This window comes from Micromonospora coriariae (assembly GCF_900091455.1).
Taxonomy (GTDB): Bacteria; Actinomycetota; Actinomycetes; order Mycobacteriales; family Micromonosporaceae; genus Micromonospora; species Micromonospora coriariae.
This window is the reverse complement of the sequence record NZ_LT607412.1, coordinates 5,936,056-5,959,471: the sequence shown is the minus strand read 5'-3', so window position 1 is coordinate 5,959,471 and position 23,416 is coordinate 5,936,056. Positions and strand designations below refer to the sequence as shown.

Below are 23,416 nucleotides of genomic sequence, written 5' to 3'. Positions count from 1 at the left end.
GCGGGGGCGGGGGCGGGGCGCGGGGGCGGGGGTGGGGGTGGCGGGAGGTACGCGGCGGGCGCGTTTCAGGCCAGGGGGCGCTTGAGGTGGTAGCGGTGGACCTCGGTGCTGCCCTGGACGTTGTTCACGTCCTCCGCGGCGGAGACCAGTTCCCAGCCCTCCCGGCCGACCCGATTGAGGTGCGCGATGGCGGTGTCACCGAAGGCGGTGATGTCCCTACGGGAACCGTCCGGCGCGTACCAGACGAACGAGACGTGAAAATTGCGGCCCTGCCCCTGATAGCGGCGGACGAGCAGGGCGTACTCCCAGGCAACCATGCGGCCCATTATGACCGTCCACGCAGGACGTCGGCAGTCGGGTCGTCGCGCATTGCCATCCGGTGAACGCGGTGGGTCAGCACGCCGAGCGGACCGTGGTCGCGCTCAGCACGCCACCGACCCCAGCGTCCGGCGTAAAAGCCGTTTGCGGACCTGACCCGGTCCCCGCAGGCTCGGGCGGATGGACGCACAGGACCTCCCCGACGTACCCGACACCGATGAGGCGGTGGCCGGCCGGATCGACGAGGCACTGGTCCGCCGCCTGGTCGCCGACCAGTTCCCGCACTGGGCCGAGCTGCCGGTACGCGCGGTGGAGGTCGGCGGCTGGGACAACCGCACCTTCCACCTGGGCGACGCGATGACCGTGCGGCTGCCCAGCGGCGCGGGGTACGCAATCCAGGTCGCCAAGGAACAGCGCTGGCTGCCGGTGCTCGGCGAACGGCTGCCGCGGGAGGTGCCCACCCCGCTGGCCCACGGTCGGGCGGGCGCCGGCTACCCGTACCCGTGGTCGGTCTACCGGTGGATCGGCGGACGGACCGCGCGGCCCGAGCGGATCGACGACCTGACCCGGTTCGCCACCGACCTCGCCGGTTTCCTGCGCGCGCTGCGGGGCGTCGACGCCACCGGGGGCCCGGCGGCCGGCCCACACAGCGCGTGGCGGGGCGGCCCGCTGGCCACCTACGACGCCGAGACGCGTGCGGCGATCGGGGCGCACCGCGACCGGCTGCCCGTCGACGCGGTCACCGCCATGTGGCAGGCCGCGCTCGACGCCAACTGGGCGGGGCCGCCGGTCTGGTTCCACGGCGACGTCGCGGCCGGCAACCTGCTGGTCCGCGGCGGCCGGTTGGCCGCCGTCATCGACTTCGGCTGCTGTGGTGTCGGCGATCCCGCCTGCGACACCGTGATCGCCTGGACGCTGCTGCACGGCCCGAGCAGGGCCGCCTTCCACGACGCGCTCGACGTCGACTCGGCCACCTGGGCGCGCGGGCGCGGCTGGGCGCTGTGGAAGGCGCTGATCAGCCTGGACAATCCGGAGCCGGCCAAGGCGGCCGAAGCCCGGCACGTGCTCGGCCAACTGCTCGCCGAGCACACCGAGAGGCCGCTGCGGCGGGTCGACCTGGCCGCCCGCGCCCCGAAGCGGGTCGCCGCCGCACACCGCGCCCAGCAGGAGCCGGCCGGCGGCTAGCTCGGCGGGGTGCGGCAGATACACCGGATCGTCTTCGACCTGGACGGCACGCTGATCGCGTCCAGGTCAGCGTCCGGCCGCGGCCGGGGTGGCGTGTTCGGTGCCGCAGCGCGGGCAGCGCAGCCGGGCCCCGGCGGGCCCGGGCACCCGTAGCCGCTGACCGCAACCACAGGTGAACACCGGCCGGGCCGCCCGCAGGTACTCGTCGCGCTCTCGCCGTGGCCAGCTGCCACGGCAGCGGTTGCACCGTTTCGGCGGGTAGCTCTGGTAATACGCCAGCCCGAGCGCTCCCGCGATCATCACGGTGGCCGAAACCGGCAGGCCCAGCAGCACGAGCAGGGCGGGCAGCATCGCGCCGAGACCGTCGGACAAGATTCCACCGACCACTGCCAACACCACCGCCGGCACGCCGAGCAGGACGCCCGCGAAGCCCCACGTGAAGGCCAGCAGGGACAGCACGAAGACCGCCCGCACCCCGCCAGGCGCCCAGCGGGCCACGCCGTACCCGCCGCAGCGCGGGCAGTTCGGCGCGGCGCGGTGCGGCACGGACCGCAGCGCCTTCGGTGCGAGCCATTCGACCAGTCGCTTGAGGATCTCCTCGACCATCCTGGTCGCCATGGTCTGGAGGAACGAGCTGAGCACCGACGCCACCCCCAACCGACGCAACCGGCCCGCGCGACGACCGGCAGGCCGCCGCAATCGTGACCGGCCAGCGCCATCAACCCGCCCCAGCGCGCCGACGCCGCCGCACGGGCGACATCAATCCGACAGTACGAGCCACACCCGGACGGGGAGTTCGTCGCGCGTTCGTCTCGTGGCGGTGCGGGCGTCGGCTGGGGCGGTTAGCGTCGGCCGTCGTCCCCCACCGCCAGGAGGCCGCCGCGCGAGACGTCGTCACCCACCCGCCGCACCACCGCCGAGGTCACCGCCGTCCATCGGATCGGCGACAGCGCGCCGCACAGCGCCTTCACCGACCTGGTCCGGTACGCCGGGAGCTGGTTCTGCGTCTTCCGGGAGGCCCGGACCCACCTCTCCGGGGACGGCGTGGTCCGGGTGCTGACCTCCACCGACGGGCGGTCGTGGACATCGGCGACGGTCGTCCGCCAGCCCGGGGTCGACCTGCGCGACCCGCGCTTCGTCCTGCGGCCGGACGGACGGCTACAGCTGCTGGCGGTGGCGGCCACCGGCGAGACCACCAAGGAGTTCCAGACGATGACCTGGCTCTCCGCGGACGGGCACGCCTGGGGCGATCGTGTCCCGGTCGGCGAGCCGGGTGTCTGGGTGTGGCGGGCGGCCTGGCACGAGGGCGCGATGTACGGCGTCGGCTACGCCACCCGTGAGCCGCGGTTCGCCCGGCTCTACCGCAGCGGGAACGGCATCGACCTCCAGCCCTGGGTGCCGACGCTCTTCGAGGGCGGGTACCCCAACGAGTCGGGGCTGGTCTTCGACCCGGACGGCACCGCCGTCTGCCTGCTGCGTCGCGACGGTGACGCCGCCACCGCGCAGCTCGGCCGCGCCGGCCCGCCGTACCGGGACTGGAGCTGGATCGACCTGGGTGTCCAGGTCGGCGGGCCGACGCTGCTCCGGCTGCCCGACGGGCGGCTGCTCGCTGGGCTGCGCCTGCTCGACGGCGAGGTCCGCACGGCGGTCTGTGCCGTGGACCCGGAGCGGGGCGAGCTGACCGAGCTTGTCGCGCTGCCCTCCGGCGGCGACACCAGCTACCCCGGCCTGGTCTGGCACGACGACCTGCTGTGGGTCAGCTACTACTCCTCCCACGAGGAGCGGACCTGCGTCTATCTGGCCGAGGTCGGCCTGACCGGCTGAGCGACCGGTCGGGTGGCCGACGAACGGAACTTCGTTGGCCGGTCCGGCCGCGCCACGCCGATCGCGGCCACCGACCGAGAGCCCTCATCCCGGCGGCGCCGGGACTGGGGTGAGGGTCTCGGCGTGGATGTGGAAGCGCAGCGAACGGGCGTCGGTGAAGCACTCCCGCATCGGGCGCACCAGGTCCCGGTGCTCCGGGCTGCGCTCCCAGTCCTCGAAGTCGGCCAGGCTCGCCCACTCACTGGTGATCAACCACTGCTCCGGGTCCGTCGACGACCGACAGACCTGGTCGACCAGGTGCCCCGGCACCCCGCCGGCGACCAGATGCCGGACCGCCTCGTACGCGGCGAGGAACTGCTCGGTGCGCGGCACCGGCACACGCACCAGGAAGACCACCCGGGCCCGCTGCTCGGTCATGGCGCCTCTCCCCTCATCGGCGCGGCCCCGCGCAGGACCAGCGCGCTGTTGAACCCGTCGAAGCCCCGCGCGCAGACCAGCGCCAGCCGGCTGCGCGGCCGGCGGTGCGCACGGAGGAAGTCCAGCTCACACCCGTCCGCCACCTCGTCCGGGCCGGCCGAGGCGGGCAGCGTGTCGTGCGCGAAGGCGAGCAGCGCGGTGGCCACGTCCAGCGCCGACCCGCCCTGGTACGCCCGCCCGGTCAGCGGCTTCTGGGTGGTCACCGGGGGTGGCCGGTCGGCGAACACGGCACGCAGCGCCTCGGCCTCGCTGCGGTCGTAGCGGGGCACACCGAGCGCGTCGGGCAGCACCACGTCGATGCCGGCCGCGGCGACGCCGGCCCGGTCCAGGGCCAGGCGCATCGCCCGGGCGTACTGGGCCGGGTCACCGGCGCTGTCCGCCGTCGTGTGCGCGGCGTCGTGGGTGGCGCCCCAGCCGCTCACCTCGCCGTAGACCCGGGCGCCCCGCGCCAGCGCGTGCCCCAGCTCCTCCACCACGAACACCGCGCCGCCCTCGGCCGGCAGGTAGCCGCTGGCCGCGGCGTCGAACGGCCGGTACGCCCGCTCCGGGTCGGCGACGTCGCTGAGCAGCCCGGAGCGCAGCTGGCAGGCCAACGCGTACGGGCTCAACGGGCACTCGGTGGCCCCGGCGATCACCACCGGCGTGCCCCGGCGCACCGCGCGGGCGGCATGCGCCAGGCTGTCCAGGCCGCCGGCCGTCTCCGCGACCAGCACCCCGCTCGGGCCCTTGAACTGGTGGTGGATGGAGAGCTGCCCGACGCTGGCCGCGTAGAACCAGGCGATCGACTGGTACGCCCCGACGGTGCGCGACGCACCGCCCCAGAGCCGTTGCAGCTCCCGCTGGCCGAACAGGTTCCCCCCGGACGAGCTGGCCAGGGTCACCGCGTAGCCGTACGGGTCGGGTGCCCGCTCGGGCAGCCCGGCGTCGGCCAGCGCCAACCGGGTGGCGGCGAAGCCGAGATGCGTCCACCTGTCGGTCTGCACCAACTGCCGGCCGTCGGCGTACCCGTCGGCGGCGAAGTCGGGCACCTCGCCGCCGAAGCGGGTCGGGTAGCCGGACGGGTCGAACAGGGTGATCGGCCCGGTCCGCCGGGTGCCGGCCAGCACTGTGCGCCAGTGCGCGTCCGCGCCGACACCGCTGGGGGCGACGACGCCGATGCCGGTCACCACCGCCCGGGCGGTCACGCCGCCACCGCCCCGGGCAGCCGGCGGAACACCATCGCGGACTGGAAGCCGCCGAACCCGCTGCCCACCGAGAGCGCCACGTCCACCGGGACCTCCCGTGCCTCGTTCGGCACGTAGTCCAGGTCGCACTCCGGATCCCGGGTGGCCCAGTTCGCCGTCGGCGGCACCACGCCGAACTCGATGGCCAGCGCGCAGGCGGCCATCTCGATCGAGCCGATCGCGCCCAGCGAATGCCCGACCATCGACTTGATCGAACTGATCGGCACCCGGTACGCGGACTGACCCAGCGCCCGCTTGAACGCGGCCGTCTCGTGCCGGTCGTTCTGCCGGGTACCCGAGCCGTGCGCGCTGATGTAGGAGACCTGCTCGGGGGCGATCCGCCCCTGCCTGAGCACGTCGGTGACGGCCAGCCCCATCTCCAACCCGTCCGGGCGCAGCCCGGTCATGTGGTAGCCGTTGCTGCGGCTCGCGTAGCCGGCGACCTCGCAGTAGACGTGCGCGCCACGCCGCCGGGCCCGCCCGGCCTCCTCCAGCACCAGCACCGCCGCACCCTCGGCCAGCACGAACCCGTGCCGGTCGGCGTCGAACGGGCGCGAGGCGTGCGCCGGGTCGTCGTTGTCCGGGCTGGTCGCCTTGATCGCGTCGAACGAGGCGACGGTGACCGGCGAGATCGGCGAGTCGGCCGCGCCCGCCAGGACCACGTCGGCCTCACCGTCCACGATCATCTGGTGGGCGTAGCCGATGGCGTCGATGCCCGAGGTGCAGCCGGTGGACACGACCTGCGCGGGGCCGTGCAGCCCGTGCCGGCAGGCCACGTCGGCGGCGAGGCTGCTGGGCACCAGGGCCTGGTAGAGGTACGGGCCGCCGCGCGCCGCGTCGACCAGCCAGTTCCGGCCGTGGTCGCTGACCGTCACGTACTCCTGCTCCAGGGCCATCGTGCCCCCCACTGCGGTGCCGAGCACCACCCCGGCCCGGTCCCGCTCCGCGTCGGTGAGGACCAGGCCGGCGTCCGCGACCGCCTCGGCGGAGCAGGCCAGCGCGAACTGCACGTACCGGTCGGCCCGGCGCCGCTCAGCCTCGGTGAGCCCGGCGGCGACCGGATCGAAATCGCACTCGGCGGCGATCTGCGAGCGGAACGCCGACGGGTCGAAGAAGCTGATCCGCCGGGTGGCGGTACGCCCCTCGGTGATGGTCTTCCAGAAGCGGTCCCGGCTGGCGCCGCCGGGGGCGACCACCCCGACGCCGGTCACCACCGTGCGGCGCCCACTCATGACGGTCCCCGCTGCTCGACGAGTTCCGTGTCCACGTGCCCCAACTCGGGGCGGGGGGCCAGCGGGCCCAGGTGGAAGACCACCTCGGCTGGTTCGACGCCGGTGTTGCGCAGCCGGTGCCGCACGTTCACCGGCACGAACAGCGCCTCGCCGGCGGCCACCAGCGTCGGCTCGTCGTCCAGGTCGACGGTGATCGCGCCGCGGGCCACGTACAGGAACTCCTCGCTGTACGGGTGGTAGTGCTCGGCGATCCGCTCCCCCGGCGCGAGCGTGGCCACCCCCAGGAATCCGGAGGTGCTGCCGACGGTGCGGGGGCCGAGCAGGACCCGCAGCTCACCGCCGCGCCGCCGGTCGGCCGGTACGTCCCGGGCGGCGATCGGTCGGGTGCCCAGGTCACTCATCGCCGGCCTCCGTCGGCTCGTCGCCGGCCGCCGGACCGCCCTGCTCGGCGCGCTGCCGGGCGATCCGCTCCACCCGGTCCTTGATCACCCCGAGTTGGATCGCGCTGTTGGTGTTGATCCGCTCGGTCATCGCGGCGTTGTCGACAGGCGCGGTCGGCTTCATGGCGAAGTCCTGCACCCAGGTCATCCGGGTGCCGCCCTCCTCCTCGGTGTAGCGCCAGTGGATCCGCATGTACTCGAACGGGCCGGTCTCCACCCGGTGCGCCCGGACCTGCCGGCTCACCGGGTCGGCGGTGCGTTCACTGACCCAGCTCCACGCCACCCCGTTCTCGTCGGGGTGCATGGTGAGCCGGAACCGCACGGTGTGCCCGTCGTGGTGCAGGATCTGCACCACTGCGTACTCGGTGAACAGCTCGGTCCAGTTCGCCACGTCGTTGGTGATCTCCCAGACCAGTGCCAGCGGCGCGTCGATGAGCACGCCGTTCTCGGTGTGCCCGGGCGGGTCGGCGCGGCGGGCGACCAGGTCGGCCACCGCCGGGATGCTCAGCTGCCCGGACTGCTCCGGGATGCTCACCTGCCACCGGTCGGCGACGACCGCGGAGAGCTCCAGCAGGGCGAGCGAGTCCATGCCCAGTTCTTCCAGCGACGCGGCGGGCGCCCGGGCCGCGGCGTCGGCGTCCAGCCCGCAGTGCGCCACCAGGATGTCGGTGATCTCGGCGGTCAACGGGCGACCATGGGTGACGGTCATCGGGTCCTCCTGTGGGATACGTCGGGCTCCGCGGCGGGCGCGGGGCGCGGTGTCGGGGTCGGCCGCCGCGCGGGCGCCGGGTCGGGCGCGGCGAGCAGACGGTCGACCAGGCCGGTGGTGTAGCGGCCCTTGCGGAATGCGGCGTCGTCGAGCACCCGCCGGACGAACGGGATGGTGGTTCGCACGCCCGGCCCGGCGACGTCGAACTCCTCCAGAGCGCGCTCCAGCCGGTTGAGCGCCAGCTCCCGGTCGGGCGCCCAGACCACCACCTTGGCCAGCAGGGAGTCGTACCAGGGCCCGACCAGGTAACCGGCACGGGCGTGGGTGTCCACCCGGGTGAACGGGCCGCCGGGCGGGGTGAACCGCTCCAGCCGGCCGGGGGTGGGGACGAAGCCACGCTCCGGGTCCTCGGTGTTGACCCGGCACTCCACCGCGACGCCATGCAGGCGGATCTCCTCCTGCCGCCAGCGCAGCGGCACCCCGGCGGCGATGTGCAGTTGCTCGTGCACCAGGTCCACCCCGGTGACCATCTCGGTGACCGGATGCTCCACCTGGATCCGGCAGTTGATCTCCAGGAAGTGGAACCGTTCCTCCGCGTCGACGAGGAACTCGAGCGTGCCGGCGCCGACGAAGCCGACCTCCAGCGCGCCCCGCAACGCGGTCTCCGCGATGGCGTCGAGCGTGCCGGCGGGCAGAGCCGGCGCGGGCGCCTCCTCGACCAGCTTCTGGTGCCGGCGCTGCACCGAGCAGTCCCGGGTGCCCAGGTGCACGCCGTTGCCGTGCCCGTCGCAGAGCACCTGCACCTCGACGTGCCGGGCCTCGGTCAGGTAGCGCTCGACGTACACCCGGTCGTCGCCGAAGGCGGCCTGCGCGGCGGCCCGGGTGCGGGCGTACGCCCGGGACAGCTCGCCCGGGGTCCGCACCACGGTCATCCCCCGGCCACCACCCCCGGCGGCGGCCTTCACGATGACCGGGTAGCCGATCGCTCCGGCCACCTCGGCCGCCGCCGCGGCCGTCGGCACCGGCTGGACACTGCCCGCCGGCAGCGGCAGACCCGCCCGGCTCATCAGCGCCCGGGCCGACGACTTGTCGCCCAGCTTGGCCATCACCGCCGGTGGCGGGCCGATGAAGACCAGCCCGTTGTCCGCACAGATCTCGGCGAAGTCGGCGTCCTCGGAGAGGAAGCCGTAGCCGGGGTGCACGGCCTGCGCGCCCACCTGCCGGGCCGCCTCCACTATGGCGGCGGCGTTGAGGTAGCTGCGCCGGCTCGACGCGGGCCCGATCCGGACCGCCTGGTCGGCGAGGCGGACCGCCGCCGAGTCGGCGTCCGCCGCGGAGTAGACCACCGCCGTCCGGACGCCGAGCTCCCGGCAGGCCCGGAGCACCCGCAGCGCGATCTCGCCCCGGTTGGCGATCAGCACGGTCTCGAACATCGCTCACCCACCCGCGCCGTCACGCCGGATCCAGCTCGACCAGCGGCTGGTCGTACTCCACCGGCTGGCCGTCCTCGACGAGGATCGCGACGACCCGACCGGCGCGGTCGGCGGCCACCTCGTTCATCAGCTTCATCGCCTCGACGATGGCGACCGGCTGACCCGGGCGGACCAGGTCGCCCACCGCGACGAACGGCGCCGCACCGGGTTCCGGGGCCCGGTAGAAGGTGCCGACGATCGGCGCCCGCACCGCGGCGTGCCCGGGCACCGGCGGCCGGATCAGCGCCGGCGGGCCGGGCACCGGCGCGGCCGGCGGTGCGGCCACCGCCTCGTCCGGCCGCGGCGGTACGTCCGGTCGCACCGCCTCGCCGGGGTGCCACTCCACCTCCAGCACCGTCGGCCCGCTGCGCAGCCGGATCCGGCGCACCGGGCCGGTCAGCTCGGTGATCAACTGCCGTGCCTGCCGGCGCAGCCCGGCCAGCACCTCCTCGTCGCCCGCACCGGCGTCGTCGGGCCGGCTCCCGTCCGGCGGGCGGTCCGCGTCGAGGCGGACGCCGCCGTGGCCGTTGGACTGGCCGGGGTCGAGGCACGCACCGTCGTGCCCGGTGGGTCGACTGTCGTCGGCGGGCTCGGCGGTCACCGGGCACCCGCCCGCGCACCGGCGCGCGCGGCGCCGAACCGACGGAACCGTTGCCGGCGGAGACGGACCAGCATCGCGGGCGGTACGTCCAGCAGTGGCAGCAGGTTGGCCAGCAACGCGGCGCGCAGCCGCCGGGCGGTCTCCGCCGGGTTGTCGTGCGCGGCCGCCGCCGGCTCGGGAACGATCTCGTCGACCACCCCGAGCCGGCACAGGTCGGGTGCGGTCAACCGCAGCGCGCGGGCCGCCTGCGGCGCCGCGGACCGGTCCGGCCAGAGGATCGCGGCGCAGCCCTCCGGACTGATCACCGAGTAGACGGCGTGCTGCAGCATCAGCACCCGGTCAGCGACCGCCAGCGCCAGCGCGCCGCCACTGCCGCCCTCGCCGGTGATCACCGCAAGCACCGGGGTGGGCAGCACGGTGAGGGTGAGGATGTTCTCCGCGATGGCCGCCGCCTGGCCCTGCTCCTCGGCACTCACCCCGGGGTCGGCGCCGGGGGTGTCGACGAGGGTGACCACCGGCAGGCCGAGCCGGGCGGCGAGGCGCATCAGCCGCAGCGCCTTGCGGTGCCCGGCGGGGCTGGCCATGCCGAAGTTGCGGGCGACCAGCTCGGCGGTGGTGTGCCCCTTCTGGTGGCCGATCACCATGACGTGCCGGCCCTCCAGCCGGGCCATGCCGCCGACGACGGCCGGGCAGTCACCGCCGAGCCGGTCGCCGTGCAGCTCCACGAAGCCGTCGAACACGGAGTCGAGGTAGTCCAGAGTGGTCGGTCGACCGGGATGGCGGGCCACCCGCACCGTGTCCCACGGGTCGCGGGCCACCCGACCCGGACGGTCGCCGGACGTCGGGGCGGCCGGACTCTCAGCCTGCGGGCCCCGGTCGGCAGGTGCGGACAGCGCCGGCGCCCGGCCGTCGGCGGACAGGCGCTCGCGACGCGACGCCGGCTCCTGCCGGGGTACGGGCGCGCGGGCCGACCGGCCGGCCTGGGTGGCGGCGAGCAGCGCCGTCAGCCGTCCACGCAGCGATCGACGCTGTACCACCATGTCCACCTGACCGTGCCGGAGCAGGAAGTCGGCGGTCTGGAAGCCCTCGGGCAACGCCCGGCCGGTGACCTGGCGGATCACCCGCGGACCGGCGAAGCCCATCCGGGCGCCGCTCTCGGCGAGCACCAGGTCGGTGTTGGTGGCGAACGACGCCGCCACCCCGCCGTAGGTCGGGTCGGTGAGCACGCTGACGGTGAGCAGGCCCGCCTCGCGCAGCGCGGCGATCGCCTGGCTGACCGTGGCCATCTGCATCAGCGACAGCGCGCCCTCCTGCATCCGCGCGCCGCCCGAGGCGGTGACCAGGATGAGCGGGACGCGGTCGTCCAGCGCCCGTTCGGCGGCCCGGGTGATCAGCTCGCCCACCGCGCAACCCAGGCTGCCGCCGAGGAAGCGGAAGTCCATCACCGCCAGCACGACGGGATGCCCGCCGATGCTGGCGGTGCCGCAGACGACCGCCTCGGCCAGCCCGGTGCTGGCCCGGGCGGCGGTGAGCCGGTGCGGGTAGGGCAGCACGTCGACGAAGCCGATGGGGTCCTCCTCCGGCAGTCGCTCGGGCAGCGGGCGCAACGATCCCGGGTCGACAAGCTGGCGCAGGCGGTCCGGTGCGCCGAGCCGCGTATGCGCGCCGCACTCCGGGCAGACGTCCAGGTTGCGCCGCAGTCGTTTGCGGTACAGCAGGCTCGCGCAGCCGGCGCAGCGGGACCAGAGCTGCTCCTCGCGCGGCGCGGTGGCGGTCACGACGGCCGCCCGGCGTCCGGGGCGTCGAACCGGTAGAAGCAGGTAGCCATCGCGTCGCGCGGCGAGCGCCAGGTCGGCAGGTACGGCGAGACGTACGGCCGCAGCCGGTCGCTGACCCGGACGAACTCCGGGTGGCCACGGGCGGCCTCCACCGCTCCCTGCGCCGGTCGCTCCGTCTCGAGCAGGTGCACGTAGAGGTCGTGCAGTCGGTACAGCGAGCGGTGCCGGACCCCGACCAGTCGCGGCAGCTCCGTCGCGTCCGACTCGGCGAAGATCTCGGCGACCTGCTCCTCGGCGGTCGGGACGACCTTCGCGACGATCAGCGAACGGTCCATGGCTGGGCCTCCCCCCACAGCGTCCGGTCCGGCAACCGGTGGGCCCCGGGCGCGCTGGACGACTGTCGACACGATGCGGCAGTCCTCGTCACGGCGGCGTCACCGCGTCGGGTCGGCCAGCGACGCTCGATGGTGACGCTGCGTTGACGCGACCCGTGTATCAGCTATGTGCCCAGCGGCCCTGCGGCGATCGGGTCAAACGTAGGTTTGGGCAGTTCAGAACCGATCTCATGGTTGACCGTCACCGATAGAAGGTCCACGGCGGCGTTGACTCACCGTGACCGCTATTGATAATCTTCACAGTGGCCAGCCCGGCGACTCCGGCGGGCGGAGGCCGCGCCCGACAGCCGTGGTCGTGCCCTGCCGGTGGGGTCGACAGTGGCGTCACGGGCAGCCGATCCGGGACACAGCAGACAGTCGGGACGAGCGTTCCGCAGGGGGTGCCGCCGTGGCCGCTGATCCGTCCGTGCCGACCGCCGGAGATTCTCCCGGGACCTGCGTCTCGCTGCACCTGCTCGGCGGTTTCCGGCTGCTACGCGGCGCGGCGCCGGTCGTGGTGCCGCGCGGGCTGCAACGGGTGATCGCGCTGATCGGGCTGCGCCCCGGCGCCACCCGCAGCCAGCTGGCCGGGCTGCTCTGGCCCGAGGCGTCGGAGGAGCGGGCGCTGTCCTCGCTGCGCACCGCGCTGTGGCGGCTCCGGCAGGACCCGTGCTGCCCGATGTCCGTGACCGGTGACACCGTACGACTCGGACCGGAGGTCCGACTTGACGTGGACGACCTGGTCGGCACCGCGGCACGGGTCCGTGACGGCGACGACCCTCGCACCGCCGCCGGAGCGCTCGCCGCCGGCCGGCACGACCTGCTGCCCGGCTGGTACGACGACTGGGTGCTGCTGGACCGGGAACGGCTGCGCCAACTGCGCCTGCACATGCTCGAACAGGTCGCCGGGCAGCACCTCGCCGCGGGGCGGCACGGTGAGGCGCTGGAAGCCGCGCTGGAGGCGATGGCCGCCGAGCCGCTGCGCGAGACGCCACACCGGCTGGTGGTGCGCATCCACCTCGCCGAGGGCAACGCCTTCGAGGCCGTACACGCCTTCTACGTCTACCGCGACCTGCTGCGCCGGGAGCTGCGCCTGGAGCCCAGCCCCGCGATGAGCGCCCTGCTCGACGACACGCTCGCCCCGATCCGCGAGGCCAGCCGGGAGGGCGCCGTCCGCCCGTCACCGGCCGGCCGGCGCACGTGACGGTGACGTGACAGGCACTGCGGCACGGTGGACAGACAGGAGCAGTGGCCGCCGGCCTCAGGGTCGGGGAAGCCACCGGCGGAAGGGGTCCCATGAGTCGTCTACTGATCGTCAGCCGGATCATCCCGGGCGCGGAGGGGCGGGTCGCGCAGATCTTCGCCGAGTCCGACGCCACCGAACTGCCCGGCCTGACCGGCGTCACGCACCGGTCCCTGTACTGCCTGCACGACCTGTACGTCCACGTGATGGAGACCTCGGACGTCGACCCGGACGCCCTCGCGGCCGCCCGGAACCACCCGCTCTTCCGGCAGGTCAACGAGCGGCTCTCCGCGCACACCTCGCCGTACCTGCCGACCTGGCGCTCGCCCCGGGACGCCATCGCCGGTTGCTTCTACCGCTGGGACGCCGCCGAGGCCCCCGCGGCGCACCCGGCCGGCTGAGCGGACGGCCGACGTGTCCGCGCCGCCACCGCACGTTCTGATCATCGGCGCCGGCACCGGCGGGCTGTGCCTGGCACACGGGCTGCGCCGCGCCGGGATCAGCGTCGCCGTCTACGAGCGACACCGCCACCGCGCCGAGGGACTGCTCGGCTACCGGGTGGGCATCGGCCCGACCGGCAGCCGGGCGTTGCGGGAGTGCCTGCCACCGGAGCTGTTCGCCACCTTCCTGGCCACCTGCGCCCGGCCGCCGCGCTACTTCAACGTGGTCACCCAGCGGCTGCGCCAGACGGCCTCGTTCGAGCTGCGACCGGACGCCGATCCGGTGCACACCGAGCACTCGGTGGCCCGGATGGTGCTGCGCCAGGTGCTGTTGACCGGCCTGAACGACGTGGTGCACTTCGACAAGACCTTCGTCGGGTACGAGCAGCGCGACGACGGGACGGTCACCGCGTACTTCGCCGACGGGAGCAGCGCCACCGGCGACCTGCTGGTGGCGGCGGACGGCACGCACTCGGCGGTGCGCCGCCAGTACCTGCCGCACGCGGTCACCCGGGACGCCGGCACCATAAACATCGCCACCCGGATCCCGCTGACCGCGCAGACCCGTGACCTCGTACCGGAGCGGGTGCGTCAGGGCATCTCGCTGATCTTCGGCGCCGGCGGAACGATGGGCGTACTGCACGTGATGGAGTTCAAGTGGGACGCCGAACGGGCGATCAAGCCCGGCGTCGACGACGCCGACGCCGCGCTGCTGCGGAGCTGGCCGGGCCTCGCCCACGACACCACCACCGACAACATCAACCTGATCATCTGGAGCGCCGCCCGCCGGTTCCCGGCCGACGTCATGCAGCGCCGCGGCGAGGACCTGGTACGGGTGGCCCTGGATCTCACTCCGAACTGGCATCCGCACCTGCGCGAGCTGTTGACCCGCGGTGATCCGGACAGCGCCCTGCCGATCAAGGTCGCGACGTCCGAGCCGGTACCGCCGTGGAAGAGCAGCACTGTCACCCTGCTCGGCGACGCCATCCACACCATGACACCGGGTCGCGGGGTGGGCGCGAACACCGCGCTGCGCGACGCCCGGCTGCTCTGCCAGCAGCTGACCCGCGCCGTCGCCGGCGACAAGACGCTGCTGCAGGCGGTGGCCGACTACGAGGCGGCGATGGTGCCGTACGGCTTCGCGCGGGTCAGCGAGTCGCTGAACCGTAGCGGCACAAACGGCGACGACCGGATGTACCGGCCGGTGGTGGGTCGGCTGGCGCTGCTCGGCGCGCGCGGCTACTTCGGTGTGACCAGCCGGGTACCACCGCTGCGTCGCCGGTTCGTCGACGACTTCCACACCTACGAGGGCGACCAGGACTGATCGCAAATTTCCCCGGGCCCGGCATCGGAACGCCGGGCCCGGATCCGTCGTGTCCGCCGCGACACTGTGTCACTCGCCGGGCACCCGGCGCAGAGACCGTCCCACCCGCACCACCCCCGACCGAGCCTCCCTGTCGTCGTCAACGCGCATGTGCAAAGCTGCGGCGAGTTTTTCTCGTGACTTTTCCGACGAGGTGAGAGGGAGGTTCGCCGTGGAGTGGTCTATCGGACACTCGCTGATAGTGGTACTGGCACTGTTGCTGGGCCTGGCCGCCGGGTGGTTGCTGCGCGGCCGGCAGGGCGTACGGGTCAGCGGGCAGGGTCCGTCGATCGTGGACGGCGACCCCGTCGCTGGCCTGGCCGTGGTCGCCGCGCCGGCCCCGGCTGCCACCATCGACGATGCCCGGCCGGCGGCGACCGTCGACCCGGCGCCGGCTGCGGTCGCCGACGAGCCGGCCCCGGTGGACACGGTCAGCGCGCCGGCCGCGGTGAGCACCGACGCCACGCCGGACGGCCCCGCCCCGGCCGATGCCCCGAGCACCACCGATCCGGCCGACATGGCGCTGACCGACGCCCCGCCGGCCAGCCCCGCCGCCGAGCGGGCCGACGCGGCCGACCTCCGGCCCGAGCCGACCGCAGAGCCGGAACCGGTCGCGGTCGCGGTCGCGGAGCAGTCGGCCCCGGCCACGGTGATCGCCCCCCGCCAGCCGGGGGACGACGTCAGCGCCACCGACGCACCGCACACTGACACCGTGCCGACCGAAGCCACCGCCGCCGAGGCCACACCGGCCGAGACGACGCCGGCCGAACCGACGCCGGCTGAGGACGCGGTGGTCGACACGACGTCGGCGGAGGCGCCGGTGGTCGCCGCGCCGGCGGGCGCCGACGCGAAGCCGGTGCGGGCCACGCCGCCGGTCCGGCCGACCGCCACCGCCACCCCGCCGGTCCGCCCGGTGGCCGACACCGCGCCGAGCGACGCCGACACCGACCCGGGGGGCCCGGCCGACGACTTTCGCCGGATCCAGGGCGTCGGGCCGAAGATGGCGGCCGCGCTGCAGGCCGCCGGAGTGCGCACCTACGGCCAGCTCGGCGAGCTGGACGAGCCTGCGCTGCGCGACCTGATCCGGGCCGCCGGCCTGCGTGCCGCGCCGGGGCTGGCAAGCTGGCCCCAGCAGGCCCGGGTGCTGGCCGGCGCCGGTGACGAGATGGCCGCCGTGCTGCCGGGCGACGCCCAGGGCTGACGACGGAAGACCGGGCCCCGGCTGGCCGTCCTGCGAGGGCGGCCGGCCGGGGCCCGGCCGTTTGGCCTGCACCGGGTCGATCACCCCGGTCGGGGGAAGACCGCGCAACCGGAAGGTAGCGTCGTCGGCTGCTCGCTACCGTCGGTCACGATGGGCCGGACGGCCCGCCACGTCGACGGCACCGCAGGAGCAACCCGTGCACTTCGCCGCGCCGGAGCCGGGGTCCCGCCCCCCGGTGCGCGACCCGGAGGCCCCCCGCCGGGTGACGCTGCTCGAACTCTTCTTCGACCTGGTGTACGTGGTCGCGCTCGCGCTCATCTCCCGGGCCCTGGTTGTCGGTCTCGACTGGCACCGGGCGGCGGAGGCGCTGATCCTGCTGTCCGCCGTCTGGTGGACCTGGGCGATCACCACCCTGGTCACCGACATGTACGACCCGGAACGCAACGAGATCAAGTTGCTGATCATCGCTGTGATGTTCGGCGCGCTGCTGATGACCACCTCGGTCCCGGAGGCGTTCGGCGCCCGGGGGCTGGTCTTCGCCGTCACCTACGTGGCGATCCACCTCGGCCGTGGACTGTTCCTGATGCCGATCGTGCGCCACGAACCGCAGACCCAGCGTCGCGCCGCGCGGATCTTCGTCTGGTTCGCCGTGTCGGCGATCCCGTGGATCATCGGCGGGTACGTCAGCGACAACGCCCGGATCATCTGCTGGGCCGTCGCGCTCGCCATCGACTACAGCGGTTTCCGGCTCGCGTACCCGGTGCCCGGCCTGGGAGTCGTGCCGACGCAGCAGCGCAACGTCACGGCGGAGCACCTCTCCGAGCGTTACCAGCAGTTCTTCATCATCGCTCTCGGCGACGCCATCCTGACCATCGGCACCATGTTCAGCCTGGCGCACTCCGAGGCGGAGAACCTCGGGGCGTTCGGGGTGGCGTTCCTGACCACCCTGCTGCTCTGGCGGATCTACGTGCACAAGTCCGGCGAGCTGCTGCCGGTGGCCATCCAGGCGTCCAGGGAGCCGAGCAAGTTCCTGTTCACCGCCCCCTACACCCACCTGCTGATGGTCGCCGGGGTGGTGACCACCGCCTCCGGGTTCCACCTGGTGCTGCACGAGCCGACCGGGCGCACGCCGCCGGCCTGGCTGGCGGTGATCATCGGCGGTCCGGCGCTGTTCCTGGCCGGCCGGGCCTCCTTCGAGTACGAGGTGTTCAGCCGGGTGTCGCTGTCCCGCCCGGGCGGCCTGCTGGCACTGCTGACGATCGCGCCAGCGGCGTTGTTCCTCGCGCCGGTCTTCGCCTCCCTGGGCGCCATGCTGGTGCTGGCCGGCGTGGCGTACGCGGATTTCCGGCGCAGCCGCGGCAAACCGCCGGAGGCCCCCGTCCCGCCGCACTGAACCGGTGGGCGAATGGTGGCGCCTCCGGTCAGCGCGGCATCGCCCCGGCCAGCAGCCGGCCGGCGTTCGGCACGTACGGCTCGACGCCCAGGCCGGTGAGCAGTTGGTGGACGGTGGCGGTGGCAGCGGTGAGCACCGGGCGGCCGACGCGGGCCTCGACCTGCGGTACCGCGGCCAGCGACGGCAGCTGCACACAGGCGGAGAGGACCACGGCGTCCACGTCGGTCACGTCCAGCCGGTCGGCCAGCTCCACCAGTCGCTGGGTGGGGATGCGGCCCACCGCGACGTTGTCCGGCTCGCTGAGGCTCACCGCCTCGGTCACCCGCACACCGTGCCCGGCGAGGTAGCCGGCGACGGTCGCGGTCAGCGGCGGCAGGTACGGCGCGATCAACGCCACCCGACGGGCACCCAGCGCCTGCAGCCCGCTGACCAGCGCGCCCGCACTGGTCACCACCGGCATGCCGTGCCCGGCGCGGCCGGCCGCCCGGCCCAACCGCCGCTCGGCACGCTCGTGCGCGCCGGGACCCTCGCACATCACCGCCACCAGGCAGGCGTACGCGAGCACGTCGCAACGGGCGTCGGCCAACTCGGCGACGCAGCGGACCGCGGCGCGGTTCATCCGGGCCAGCTCGTCGGGGGTCACCTGGTGCAGCCGTACCCGGCTGGCGTGGGTGGTGAAGTGGACCGTCGGGTCGACCGTCTCGCGCCGGCGGAGCATCGCCGGGATCTCGGTCTCCATTGTGGTGTTCGAGCTGGGCACCACGAGGCCGATCCGGTAGCCGCTCACACCAGCGCCCCGGCGTACCCCCGGACCTGCAACCGGTGCCGGGCGCCGTCACCGAGACGCACCTGGAGGCCGAGCGGCGCGGCGGCCCGGCGCACCTCGTCCAGGTGCAGCGAGCCGTGCCGGTCCACGGTGAGCACCGGCGGTTCCTCCAGCTCGCCCTCGGGGGCGTGGAAGGAGAGCAGGGTGACCGACGTGGTGAGGTACCCCGGGTAGGCGGCACGGGCCGCCGCCTCGTCCCGGTGGGCGAGCACCACCAGGTCGTCGAGGTGGGCGAAATCGGCGGCGAGGCCGCCGGCCTTCCAGTGCGCGGGCTCCTCGACAGCGCCGGTGAGGTGCCGGGACCGGTTCGCCGAGGTGATGTAGAGGTGGTCCGAGCCGGTCTCGGCGAGTGCCCGCTCGAAGAAGGCGTTCGACGGGCAGGTCAGGCCGGGCGCGATCACCTGTGTGGTGCGCAGCCCCTGGTCGGTCTGGGTGAGGTGCTCCGGCAGCCGGTCCGCCGCCGGGCCACGGAAGCCGAACGGCCCGGCGCCGTAGAGGGCGTCCATCAGCGCGCGCACCCGGCCGACCGGCAACCGGGGCGAGATCCGGGACCAGTCGAACATCGCCGGGATCCGGCCGACCGCGGTGGTGATGCTGCCGACCTGATGGATCGGGCGGCCCTTGGCCAGGTTGACCCGTCGTACGGTGGCCGCGTCCGGACGGGTGACGATGACGTAGAAGTTGGCGAAGGCCGCCGCGACGACCGCGCCACCGGCGAGCGCGCGAGCAGCGACCGCGACGTCCTCGGGGCGGTCCAGGTACAGCGGCGGTGTCGGGGCGTCCATGAGTCCTCCTCGGCGGGGGCCGTGAGGCAGTTCTACGTCGGGCGACCGGCACGACGGCCGGTCCGTCGTCGATCCGATAGCCGACCCGCCCTAGCCGGTGCGGGTGGCCGATGTCAGGGCCGTACCGACGGCGGTCGGTTCCGACCGGACGGACGATCCCCACGGGCGTCGCGGGCAGCAGTTAGCCGGTCGACCCGATTGGGTACAACGCCTGCACCTCGATATCCACCACATTCCCTCAGGAGGCAGCGATGCGCGGCACCTCGATACTCGGAGTCATCGTCGTGATCTGGTTGGTGATCGGCGCGATCGCCGCTGGCCAGCGGGGCTACTACGGCAACGACGACACCAACTGCGCTGAGGCGGGCACGATCCTGGTCACCATCGTGGCCGGCCCCCTGAACTACATCGGCGCGAACCCCAAGGTCGACTGTGAGTTGCCCGAGCCGTCCAAGTAGGACGAATACGCCGGCCCGCGCCCCGACAGGGCGCGGGCCGTTCGCTGTCCGGACCGCTGAGGTGTCCCTCGGCGGTGATCCCCCGGCTGGTCGATCGCGTTGGACGGGGCACACCCCGTACGGTGTCCTAGGAGGCTGGTTTGCACGTCCGAGGCGTCCGCCCGGACGATCATCGCGATCGTCCGGGCGGCCGGCCGCGCTCGGGGTGCTGCGCGGTCCCGCTCAGCGGAAGCAGTGCGCGATCGGTACCGCGCTGCCCTCGCAGTTGGTCGGCTCGTTCTCGACGACAACGCTCTCGTCGTCGATCTTGACCTGGGCGTGCTCACCGAAGATGCCGCCCGGCTTCACCGTGGCCGCGTTCCGGGTGACCTTGCTGGTGTAGATCGCCGCCGAGCCCTGGGTGGCGTAGATGCCGCCGCCCTTGGACGTCGCGCCGACCGCCTCGTTGGCGGTCACGTCACTGCCGCGCACCAGGAGGTTCGACTTGGCGGCGTAGATGCCGGCGCCGAGGCCGTGGGTGGTGTTGCCGTCGACCACGCTGTCGTCGAGCGGCAGCAGGCCCTGCACCGTCGAGATGCCGCCGCCGTTGACGGTGGAGGTGTTGCCGCGGATGGTCATTCCGCGCATCACCAGCACCGCGTCGGAGTTCGCGGCGCCACCGCCGATCTGCGCGGTGTTGTGCAGCAGCTCCGTGTCGGAGACCTTGGTCCGGGCCGAGAAGCTGGCCAGGCCGCCGCCCTGGCCGGCGCTGTTCTGCGCGAAGGTGGTGCTCTCCACCTCGGCCGCGCCCCGGTAGTTGCCGAGCCCGCCGCCGTAGCCGTTGGCGCTGTTGCTGTGGAACTCGGAGCGCTTCAGCGTCAGCACACCGCCGTTGAGCAGGCCCCCGCCCTTGCCCGCGGCGCCGGACGCGCTGTTGCCGATGAACGTGGAGTCGGTGACCACCATGTTGCCGTCGTTGAAGATCCCGCCGCCGCCCCCCTCGGGAGACAGCGACGTGCTCTGGGTGACGGTGACCCGTTCCACCACGGCGGTGGCGCCGTGCACCACGTGCACGCTGCCGCCCTCGATGGCCGAGCGGCCGTTGTGCAGCTCGAGGTCGCGCAGGGTCAGCTCGCCGCCGTCGCGGACGGTGAAGAAGCGGAACGCTGCGGCCTGGGCGTCGCGGGCGATGGTGGCACCGGCACCGTCGATGGTGATGGGCTGGTAGATCACCGGCAGGCCCGCGGTGTCGTCGGCCGGGTTGTGCGGCGGCGCGTCGGCGTCGCCGGGGGTCTCCGCGGCGTCCGCCGCCTCCCGGGCGTCGCGGATCCCGCCGTCGTACTGGTCGGTCTCGTGGAACGCCTCGGTGAGGGTGTACCGGCACTTCGGCGCGAGCCGCAGCTCGGCTCCGCCCTCGGCGTTGGCCGCCACCAGCGCCGCCACCAGCTTCGCCGCGTCGCAGGGCACCGACACCACGCCCCGTTTGCCGGTCCCGGGGGTGTCCGGCCGGGCGCGCTCGGCGCTGTCGCGGCCCTCGTCGCCCTCCGGCGCGGTCCGGTCGTCGGCGGCGGCGGTCAGCCGGCCCAGGCCCGGGAGGGAGATGTCGCGGTCGGCGGCGGCGGCGACGCCGGCCACACCGGCCGCCCCCACCACCAGGCTCCCGGCCAGGAGCCCGCCGGCTAAGACCCATCGGGACCGCCGTCTGGGTCGTGCCGGGCGATCTCCTCCTCGGTATGTGGACATCACGATGCCTGCCTTCCTGACTGCGTGAACGTGACCGCACGCCGATCCGGGCGTGGGGGTATCGACGTGCCGCCGACCACCAAAGGTCACGATAAAGCCGCAATACGGACAGTCAGGTGTGAACGTGAATAACGCTGCTATTCATCTTCAAAAGGCGCGGACAGCGCGCCCTCGATCAGCCGCCGACGTGGATGCCGGGCCGGCGCAGCGGATCCGGCTCGGTACGCCGGATGATCTCCCGTACCACCGGCGGGGTGTCTCCCCGGCCGAGGATCAGATACCGCAGCAGGTGCGCGATCGGGCTCCCCTCCGACCACTCGAAGTGCGCGTGCGGCCGGACCCGGGTGGCGTCGCGCAGGGCCAGCAGGATGGCGGCGATCGCGTTGGGCGCGGCCGGACTGCTGGCACGCAGCACCCGGAAGCCACCCACCTCGACCCCGTGCACCCGCAACACCTGACTGAACTCCGACGGGTCGACCACGTCGATCTCCAGGAACAGCACGTCGGCCGCGCCGGGCACCGGATTCATCCCGCGCTGCGCCCGTTCCTTGACGGTGTACTCCTTCACCGAGCCGCTCTGCCGCTTGTTCGCGATCAGGTGCAGCTGACCGTCGTGGGCCAGCGACTCGGTGATGAACCGGCGGGCCGGCTCGTCGAACTCGATCCGCTCGGCGCGCAACTCGGTGGTCCGGGTGACCCGGGAGACCAGCGAGACCCCGATGATGCCGAGGATGAACAGCGCCGAGATGGTGATCCCGTCCGGCTGCTCGATGACGTTCTCCAGCAGCGCGTACAGCAGCACGAGGGTCAGCACGGTGAAGCCGACGGCGGCGGCGCGCTGGTGGTGGCGTGCCGCGGAGATGGTCACCGCCACCGCGCCGGAGACCATCATCGCCAGGATGCCGGTGGCGTACGCCCCGGCCTGGGCGTTGACGTCGGCCCGGAACGCGATGGTGATGACGACGCTGACCAGGGTGTAGACGATCACCACCGGCCGGACCGCCCGCGCCCACTCCGGGGCCATGCCGTACGAGGGCAGGTAGCGGGGCACGATGTTTATCAGGCCGGCCATCGCCGAGGCGCCGGCGAACCAGAGGATGAGCACGCTGCTCACGTCGTAGACGGTGCCGAAGAGCTCACCCAGGTAGGCGTGCGCCAGGAAGGCCAGAGCGCGGCCGTTCGCGGCGCCACCCGGCCGGAACTCCTCGGCCGGAATGAGCGCCGTGGTCACGAAGGTCGTCGAGATCAGGTACACCGACATGATCAGCGCGGCGGTGGTGAGCAGCCGCCGGGTGTTGCGGATCCGCGCCGCCAGCCGGGCCTGCCGGTCCGGTCCCCGGGCCGCCACCAGCGGCATCATGCTGACCCCGGTCTCGAACCCGGACAGCCCCAGCACCAGCAGCGGGAACGCCAACGCGGCGGTGAGCAGCACGCCGCCCGGCCCGCCGCCGTCCGTGGTCACCGCGGTGGTCCAGTCCGACAGGACGCCCGGGTCGGTCGCGATCCGGGTCAGCGCGACCAGCACGATCACCGCGTTGAGCAGCAGGAAGATCGCAACCAGCGGGATGGCCACCACCACCGCCTCACGGAAGCCGAGCAGGAACACCCCGCCGAGGATGAGCAGCAGCGCCACGGTGACCACCACCGGGACGAAGCGGCCGTGCAGGGCGTCCGGCAGGTACGGGTTCTGCAGCAGGTGCACGGTGGCGTCGGCCGAGGAGAGGGTGATCGTGATGATCCAGGAGGTGGCCACGAAACCGAGCAGCACGAGCACGAAGATCTTGCCCCGCCAGAACGGCAGCAGGCGCTCGAGCATCGCCACCGAGCCCTGCCCGTGCGGGCTCTCGCGCGCGACGCGCCGGTACATCGGGAGCATGCCGAAGAGGGTGAGCACGACGATCAGCAGCGTCGCCAGCGGGGAGAGCGCACCGGCCGCCACCGCCGCGATGCCCGGCAGGTACGACAGGGTGGAGAAGTAGTCCACGCCGGTCAGGCACATCACCTGCCACCAGGCGTGCGCCCGGCTCTGCCCCTCGGTCGCCTCCGGGCCGGGCGGCTGCACCCGGTGCTGAAAGAGCCACCGGCGCAGCGGACTGGCCGGCGGCATCGGCCGGACCGGGCTGGCCACCCGTTCGGGCACCACGACACCCTGCTGTCCGCCCCGGTGCGGACGGGCCGGGTCGCGGGCCGCACGCAGCGCCGGGTCCGGGCCGGTGGCCGGATGACGGCGTCCGCTCCCGCGTCGCGGTTTCCCCCGGTGCTCGTCAGCCATCGCCCGTCCCACGCTCGCAGGTCCTGCTCAGACGGTAGGCGGTACCGCCCGGCGCGGCCGGCGGAACCGGGCAGGCCGAT

Annotated in this window: 24 protein-coding genes; 8 read left to right on the top strand and 16 right to left on the bottom strand. The window is 73.7% G+C overall.

From position 1 onward, the window contains the following. Window positions 1–65: 65 nt before the first annotated feature. Complete coding sequence (locus GA0070607_RS27595; protein ID WP_089020799.1) at window positions 66–326, bottom strand: hypothetical protein; 261 nt, start codon at window positions 324–326, stop codon at window positions 66–68. Between the two features lie 172 nt (window positions 327–498). On the opposite strand from GA0070607_RS27595, the gene GA0070607_RS27590 reads away from it, so the two are divergent. After that, window positions 499–1,503, top strand: a complete 1,005-nt coding sequence (locus tag GA0070607_RS27590) for an aminoglycoside phosphotransferase family protein (protein WP_089020798.1) — start codon at window positions 499–501, stop codon at window positions 1,501–1,503. Between the two features lie 66 nt (window positions 1,504–1,569). On the opposite strand, the gene GA0070607_RS27585 is transcribed toward GA0070607_RS27590, so the two are convergent. Together GA0070607_RS27585 and GA0070607_RS33660 are read right to left on the bottom strand one after the other, a co-directional pair. Then, a complete protein-coding gene (locus GA0070607_RS27585) occupies window positions 1,570–2,145 on the bottom strand; it encodes a hypothetical protein (protein WP_157743285.1) in 576 nt (191 codons plus the stop codon). Between the two features lie 200 nt (window positions 2,146–2,345). Then, window positions 2,346–2,570 (bottom strand): hypothetical protein, encoded by a 225-nt coding sequence (locus tag GA0070607_RS33660; protein WP_231930427.1) that lies wholly within the window; start codon window positions 2,568–2,570, stop codon window positions 2,346–2,348. Between GA0070607_RS33660 and GA0070607_RS27580 the strand changes: the two genes are divergently transcribed. After that, a complete protein-coding gene (locus GA0070607_RS27580) occupies window positions 2,557–3,327 on the top strand; it encodes an exo-alpha-sialidase (protein WP_231930425.1) in 771 nt (256 codons plus the stop codon). The genes GA0070607_RS33660 and GA0070607_RS27580 overlap by 14 nt on opposite strands. 84 nt (window positions 3,328–3,411) lie before the next feature. Here GA0070607_RS27580 and GA0070607_RS27575 read toward each other — a convergent pair whose 3' ends face one another. The 9 genes from GA0070607_RS27575 to GA0070607_RS27535 form a co-directional block, all read right to left on the bottom strand. After that, entirely contained in the window at window positions 3,412–3,744 is a 333-nt protein-coding gene (locus GA0070607_RS27575; protein WP_089020795.1) for an antibiotic biosynthesis monooxygenase family protein, read from the bottom strand. Next, window positions 3,741–4,988: a beta-ketoacyl synthase N-terminal-like domain-containing protein gene (locus GA0070607_RS27570; RefSeq protein ID WP_089020794.1), complete on the bottom strand. Its 1,248-nt coding sequence runs from the start codon at window positions 4,986–4,988 to the stop codon at window positions 3,741–3,743. The genes GA0070607_RS27575 and GA0070607_RS27570 overlap by 4 nt, the downstream gene beginning before the upstream one ends. After that, window positions 4,985–6,259: a beta-ketoacyl-[acyl-carrier-protein] synthase family protein gene (locus GA0070607_RS27565; RefSeq protein WP_089020793.1), complete on the bottom strand. Its 1,275-nt coding sequence runs from the start codon at window positions 6,257–6,259 to the stop codon at window positions 4,985–4,987. The genes GA0070607_RS27570 and GA0070607_RS27565 overlap by 4 nt, the downstream gene beginning before the upstream one ends. Next, window positions 6,256–6,660, bottom strand: a complete 405-nt coding sequence (locus tag GA0070607_RS27560; RefSeq protein ID WP_089020792.1) for a cupin domain-containing protein — start codon at window positions 6,658–6,660, stop codon at window positions 6,256–6,258. The genes GA0070607_RS27565 and GA0070607_RS27560 overlap by 4 nt, the downstream gene beginning before the upstream one ends. Further along, on the bottom strand, window positions 6,653–7,408 hold the full coding sequence (locus tag GA0070607_RS27555; RefSeq protein ID WP_089020791.1) for an SRPBCC family protein: 756 nt from the start codon (window positions 7,406–7,408) through the stop codon (window positions 6,653–6,655). The genes GA0070607_RS27560 and GA0070607_RS27555 overlap by 8 nt, the downstream gene beginning before the upstream one ends. Continuing rightward, window positions 7,405–8,841 (bottom strand): acetyl-CoA carboxylase biotin carboxylase subunit, encoded by a 1,437-nt coding sequence (locus GA0070607_RS27550; RefSeq protein WP_089020790.1) that lies wholly within the window; start codon window positions 8,839–8,841, stop codon window positions 7,405–7,407. Before GA0070607_RS27550 ends, GA0070607_RS27555 begins: the two co-directional genes overlap by 4 nt. A gap of 19 nt (window positions 8,842–8,860) precedes the next feature. Beyond that, window positions 8,861–9,325: an acetyl-CoA carboxylase biotin carboxyl carrier protein gene (accB, locus tag GA0070607_RS27545; protein ID WP_231931213.1), complete on the bottom strand. Its 465-nt coding sequence runs from the start codon at window positions 9,323–9,325 to the stop codon at window positions 8,861–8,863. 152 nt (window positions 9,326–9,477) lie between these two features. Next, window positions 9,478–11,259, bottom strand: coding sequence for an acetyl-CoA carboxylase carboxyltransferase subunit alpha (locus tag GA0070607_RS27540; protein WP_089020788.1), 1,782 nt, complete (start codon window positions 11,257–11,259; stop codon window positions 9,478–9,480). Beyond that, window positions 11,256–11,594, bottom strand: a complete 339-nt coding sequence (locus tag GA0070607_RS27535; RefSeq protein WP_089020787.1) for a TcmI family type II polyketide cyclase — start codon at window positions 11,592–11,594, stop codon at window positions 11,256–11,258. The genes GA0070607_RS27540 and GA0070607_RS27535 overlap by 4 nt, the downstream gene beginning before the upstream one ends. A 448-nt stretch (window positions 11,595–12,042) precedes the next feature. On the opposite strand from GA0070607_RS27535, the gene GA0070607_RS27530 reads away from it, so the two are divergent. The 5 genes from GA0070607_RS27530 to GA0070607_RS27510 all read left to right on the top strand — a co-directional run bounded on the left by GA0070607_RS27530 (window position 12,043) and on the right by GA0070607_RS27510 (window position 17,273). Further along, entirely contained in the window at window positions 12,043–12,837 is a 795-nt protein-coding gene (locus GA0070607_RS27530) for an AfsR/SARP family transcriptional regulator (protein ID WP_089020786.1), read from the top strand. A 92-nt stretch (window positions 12,838–12,929) separates the two neighbouring features. Further along, window positions 12,930–13,277, top strand: coding sequence for a TcmI family type II polyketide cyclase (locus GA0070607_RS27525; protein WP_089020785.1), 348 nt, complete (start codon window positions 12,930–12,932; stop codon window positions 13,275–13,277). 13 nt (window positions 13,278–13,290) lie between these two features. Further along, the gene (locus GA0070607_RS27520) at window positions 13,291–14,640 is read left to right on the top strand and encodes an FAD-dependent oxidoreductase (protein ID WP_089020784.1); all 1,350 of its coding nucleotides are present in this window, start codon (window positions 13,291–13,293) and stop codon (window positions 14,638–14,640) included. Between the two features lie 241 nt (window positions 14,641–14,881). Continuing rightward, window positions 14,882–15,880 carry a hypothetical protein gene (locus GA0070607_RS27515; protein ID WP_231930423.1) on the top strand — a complete coding sequence of 333 codons (999 nt, stop codon included), beginning with the start codon at window positions 14,882–14,884 and terminating at the stop codon, window positions 15,878–15,880. A gap of 196 nt (window positions 15,881–16,076) precedes the next feature. Beyond that, on the top strand, window positions 16,077–17,273 hold the full coding sequence (locus GA0070607_RS27510) for a low temperature requirement protein A (protein ID WP_089020783.1): 1,197 nt from the start codon (window positions 16,077–16,079) through the stop codon (window positions 17,271–17,273). Window positions 17,274–17,301: 28 nt separating this feature from the next. Here GA0070607_RS27510 and GA0070607_RS27505 read toward each other — a convergent pair whose 3' ends face one another. Then, window positions 17,302–18,060 (bottom strand): maleate cis-trans isomerase family protein, encoded by a 759-nt coding sequence (locus GA0070607_RS27505; protein ID WP_089020782.1) that lies wholly within the window; start codon window positions 18,058–18,060, stop codon window positions 17,302–17,304. After that, window positions 18,057–18,884 (bottom strand): hypothetical protein, encoded by an 828-nt coding sequence (locus GA0070607_RS27500; RefSeq protein ID WP_089020781.1) that lies wholly within the window; start codon window positions 18,882–18,884, stop codon window positions 18,057–18,059. Before GA0070607_RS27500 ends, GA0070607_RS27505 begins: the two co-directional genes overlap by 4 nt. A 251-nt stretch (window positions 18,885–19,135) precedes the next feature. Between GA0070607_RS27500 and GA0070607_RS27495 the strand changes: the two genes are divergently transcribed. After that, window positions 19,136–19,342: a hypothetical protein gene (locus tag GA0070607_RS27495; RefSeq protein ID WP_074310398.1), complete on the top strand. Its 207-nt coding sequence runs from the start codon at window positions 19,136–19,138 to the stop codon at window positions 19,340–19,342. Window positions 19,343–19,564: 222 nt separating this feature from the next. Here GA0070607_RS27495 and GA0070607_RS27490 read toward each other — a convergent pair whose 3' ends face one another. Both GA0070607_RS27490 and GA0070607_RS27485 read right to left on the bottom strand, forming a co-directional pair. Continuing rightward, window positions 19,565–21,064 (bottom strand): hypothetical protein, encoded by a 1,500-nt coding sequence (locus GA0070607_RS27490; protein ID WP_089020780.1) that lies wholly within the window; start codon window positions 21,062–21,064, stop codon window positions 19,565–19,567. Window positions 21,065–21,239: 175 nt separating this feature from the next. After that, entirely contained in the window at window positions 21,240–23,336 is a 2,097-nt protein-coding gene (locus GA0070607_RS27485; protein WP_197701180.1) for an APC family permease, read from the bottom strand. Window positions 23,337–23,416 lie beyond the last annotated feature (80 nt).

What these genes read in the sequence shown, in the direction of transcription:
- GA0070607_RS27595 (WP_089020799.1), bottom strand. Translation starts at nt 326, where the DNA reads ATGGGCCGCATGGTTGCCTGGGAGTACGCCCTGCTCGTCCGCCGCTAT.
- GA0070607_RS27590 (WP_089020798.1), top strand. Translation starts at nt 499, where the DNA reads ATGGACGCACAGGACCTCCCCGACGTACCCGACACCGATGAGGCGGTG.
- GA0070607_RS27575 (WP_089020795.1), bottom strand. Translation starts at nt 3,744, where the DNA reads ATGACCGAGCAGCGGGCCCGGGTGGTCTTCCTGGTGCGTGTGCCGGTG.
- GA0070607_RS27565 (WP_089020793.1), bottom strand. Translation starts at nt 6,259, where the DNA reads ATGAGTGGGCGCCGCACGGTGGTGACCGGCGTCGGGGTGGTCGCCCCC.
- GA0070607_RS27560 (WP_089020792.1), bottom strand. Translation starts at nt 6,660, where the DNA reads ATGAGTGACCTGGGCACCCGACCGATCGCCGCCCGGGACGTACCGGCC.
- GA0070607_RS27555 (WP_089020791.1), bottom strand. Translation starts at nt 7,408, where the DNA reads ATGACCGTCACCCATGGTCGCCCGTTGACCGCCGAGATCACCGACATC.
- GA0070607_RS27550 (WP_089020790.1), bottom strand. Translation starts at nt 8,841, where the DNA reads ATGTTCGAGACCGTGCTGATCGCCAACCGGGGCGAGATCGCGCTGCGG.
- GA0070607_RS27535 (WP_089020787.1), bottom strand. Translation starts at nt 11,594, where the DNA reads ATGGACCGTTCGCTGATCGTCGCGAAGGTCGTCCCGACCGCCGAGGAG.
- GA0070607_RS27525 (WP_089020785.1), top strand. Translation starts at nt 12,930, where the DNA reads ATGAGTCGTCTACTGATCGTCAGCCGGATCATCCCGGGCGCGGAGGGG.
- GA0070607_RS27500 (WP_089020781.1), bottom strand. Translation starts at nt 18,884, where the DNA reads ATGGACGCCCCGACACCGCCGCTGTACCTGGACCGCCCCGAGGACGTC.
- GA0070607_RS27495 (WP_074310398.1), top strand. Translation starts at nt 19,136, where the DNA reads ATGCGCGGCACCTCGATACTCGGAGTCATCGTCGTGATCTGGTTGGTG.
- GA0070607_RS27490 (WP_089020780.1), bottom strand. Translation starts at nt 21,064, where the DNA reads ATGTCCACATACCGAGGAGGAGATCGCCCGGCACGACCCAGACGGCGG.
- GA0070607_RS27485 (WP_197701180.1), bottom strand. Translation starts at nt 23,336, where the DNA reads ATGGCTGACGAGCACCGGGGGAAACCGCGACGCGGGAGCGGACGCCGT.